Genomic DNA, 3,172 nt, shown 5'->3' on the forward strand with positions numbered 1-3,172 from the left:
ATTTTGATTAAGGATTTTGAATAGAAATTAAAAATTTTAAAGGGATTTAAAAAGCCGAGAGAGATCTCGGCTTAAGTTTGATTTAAAATACTTATAAAAGTATCGGAGCTATCAAAAATCCAAGTGCGACAGAAAAAGCAATAGCTAAAACGCCTGGAATAAAAAAGGAGTGGTTAAATATATATTTACCTATCCTAGTTGTTCCAGTATCATCCATTTGAACGGCTCCAAGAAGTGTCGGATATGTTGGCAACACAAACAATGCTGAAACTGCAGCGAATGATGCAACTAAAATATATGCGTCACCGTTATTTGCAGCAGTTAAACCAAGTGCGGCTATAACTGTAGGAATAAGCGCCTTTGCGGTAGCGGCTTGAGAGTAAAGAAGCATACTAGCAAAAAATAGCGCAATAGCTAGCATAAACGGATAGTCTTTAACAAAATCGCCGGCAAAATTTTTGATCGCATCGGTGTGATTTACCACGAAAGTATCTCCAAGCCACGCTACACCTAGCACGCAGACGCACGCGGTCATACCGCTTTTAAATGTAGCTGTATTAAATAGCTTATCGACTTTAACGCCACAAGTTAGTGTGATTAAAGTAGCGATAACTAGCATAAAGCTCATGATAGCGTTATCTCTAGTTAATACCAACACCTTTGTAGGCTTATCTAGATCTTCTACATATTTTACATTAGTAGTTGAGTCAGTTTTGACTTTTATATCTTTTGCGACAAGTTCATTAAATTTATCTGGACTTTTGGTCTCATAAATTTTTTCATAGCCTGTTACATAGCTTGGTTTTATCCAGCCTACGTTTTTACTAATAGCAGTAGCATATAAAACGACAGAGATAACACCAACTAAGAATATTAAAACAGATAGTTTAGCTCCTTTTGGAAGCTCTTTTTTCTCTTCGATTTTAACATCTTTGATTAGCCCTTCTTTAAGTCTTCTTTGGTACTCTTTATCGCTACTTAGATCAAGATTATAAAATATATTTATAACAAGAGCTGTTAGCATACAACCAATAAAAGTTGTAGGTATCCAGATAGCTAATAGTAATGGATAGCTAATGCCAAGTCCACCCAAAGCATGCTCACCAGCCATAAATACAACCGCTGCTGAAACTGGGCTTGCAGTAATAGCTATCTGACTAGCAACAACAGCTATACTAAGAGGCGCACTAGGCTTAATGTTTTGTGTCTTTGCAACTTCAGTAATAACTGGAATCATAGAAAATGCTGTGTGTCCAGTACCAGCAAATACAGTTAGTAAATAAGTGACAACTGGGGCTAAGAAATTTATGTATTTTGGATGTTTTCTTAGTATCCCTTCGGCTATTTGCACCAAATAATCAAGGCCACCAGCTACTTGCATCGCTGTAATAGCAGCTATAACGGACATAATGATTAAAATAACATCCCAAGGTATACTACCTGCTTTTAATCCAAGTCCTAAAGTTAAAACTACGACGCCGATGCCACCAGCATAACCAATAGCCATACCGCCTAGTCTAACACCCAAGAATATCGCACCAAAGAGCACGATCAACTGTAATATCAATGAAATATCCATTGAAAACTCCTCTATTAAATTTTATAACTAAAATTTTTACTTAAGCGTGTCAGAATTTTGACACGCTTTTAATAATACTTTGCTTAAATTTCTACCTAACCATGCTTGGATTTAGCATATTTTTTGGCTCTAAAATTTTGTCGATCTCTTCTTTGCTTAGATAGCCTCTCTCTAGGCAGATATCACCAACTGCTTTACCAGTTTGCAAAGCCTCTTTAGCGATGCTTGCAGATTTTTCATAGCCAATGTATGGGTTAAATGCTGTCACGATACCAACTGAGCCTAGAACTGACTTTAAGCAAGCTTCTGGATTTGCTGTTAGTTTTCTTACAGCTTTTTCAGCTAGTGTTTTCATCGCGTTTTCAAGGATAAATATAGAGTTAAATAGCGCATAAGCGATGCCTGGCTCAAATGCATTTAGCTCAAATTCACCTCTTTCTGAGCAAAGCATGATAGTTACGTCGTTACCGATTACTTCATAGCACGCTTCGCCTACAACCTCAGCGATAACTGGGTTTACTTTGCCTGGCATGATAGAGCTGCCTGGTTGCATTTGTGGTAAATTTATCTCGCCAAGACCGCATCTTGGGCCTGAATTCATCAAACGAAGGTCATTTGCGATCTTACTTAGGCGGACGGCAGCAGTTTTTAATGCACCACTTACGTGAACGAAGTCTGCTGTATCTTGAGTAGCTGCGATGAAATCATCAGCTTTTTTGAAATCAACACCAGTGATATCTTTTAATTTTTTAACAACTACATTTTTATAATCAGGATGGCAGTTGATACCTGTACCAATCGCAGTTGCACCCATATTTAGATATGTCATTGACTCGCGCGCAGCTGTGATCTTTTCGATATCGCTTTTAATGTAGCTTGCAAATGCATTAAACGTATTTCCAAGCGTTGTAGGAACTGCGTCCTCAAGCTCAGTTCTACCCATTTTAATGATATCTTTAAAATCTTTTGCTTTTTTATCAAGTTCGTCTTTTAGTAGATTCATCGCAGCAAGCAAATCAGTAAGTTTTGCGTAAGTTGCTACTTTTATTGAGCTTGGGTAAGTGTCGTTTGTGCTTTGTCCAAGGTTTGTATGATCGTTTGGATGGATGTATTGATACTCACCTTTTTTATGACCCATGCTCTCAAGCGCGATGTTTGTAATAACCTCATTTGCATTCATGTTTGTACTAGTTCCAGCACCACCTTGAACCATATCAACCACAAATTGATCTAAAAACTCACCTGCTATTACTCTATCAGCGGCTTTTGCTAGCGTATCAGCGATCTTAGGATCTAAAACGCCAACCTCTTTATTTGCAAGTGCAGCTGCTTTTTTGATTTGTGCAAATGCTTTTACAAAGTATGGATACTCTTTTAAAGTTCTACCGCTCATGTGAAAATTTTCGGTAGCTCTAAATGTTTGGATACCGTAGTAAAAATCGTCAGAGATCTCTAACTCGCCAATAAAATCGTGTTCTTTTCTGGTTGCCATAACCATTCTCCTTATAAAAAATGTATTAATGAAATTATATAGATATTTAATATTTTAAATATTAATGACTACTTTATTTTTTTAAGATTTGATTTTTAACC

The 3,172-nt window shown here is 36.9% G+C and carries 2 protein-coding genes; both read right to left on the minus strand.

Translation table 11 applies throughout. The features are described from left to right. Positions 1-91: 91 nt before the first annotated feature. A complete protein-coding gene (locus tag CVS92_RS08870) occupies positions 92-1,579 on the minus strand; it encodes an anaerobic C4-dicarboxylate transporter (protein ID WP_103628450.1) in 1,488 nt (495 codons plus the stop codon). A 91-nt stretch (positions 1,580-1,670) separates the two neighbouring features. Next, complete coding sequence (locus tag CVS92_RS08875; protein ID WP_072595163.1) at positions 1,671-3,071, minus strand: aspartate ammonia-lyase; 1,401 nt, start codon at positions 3,069-3,071, stop codon at positions 1,671-1,673. Between the last annotated feature and the right edge of the window lie 101 nt (positions 3,072-3,172).

The organism is Campylobacter concisus (genome assembly GCF_003048555.1).
GTDB classification, from domain to species: domain Bacteria; phylum Campylobacterota; class Campylobacteria; order Campylobacterales; family Campylobacteraceae; genus Campylobacter_A; species Campylobacter_A concisus_AO.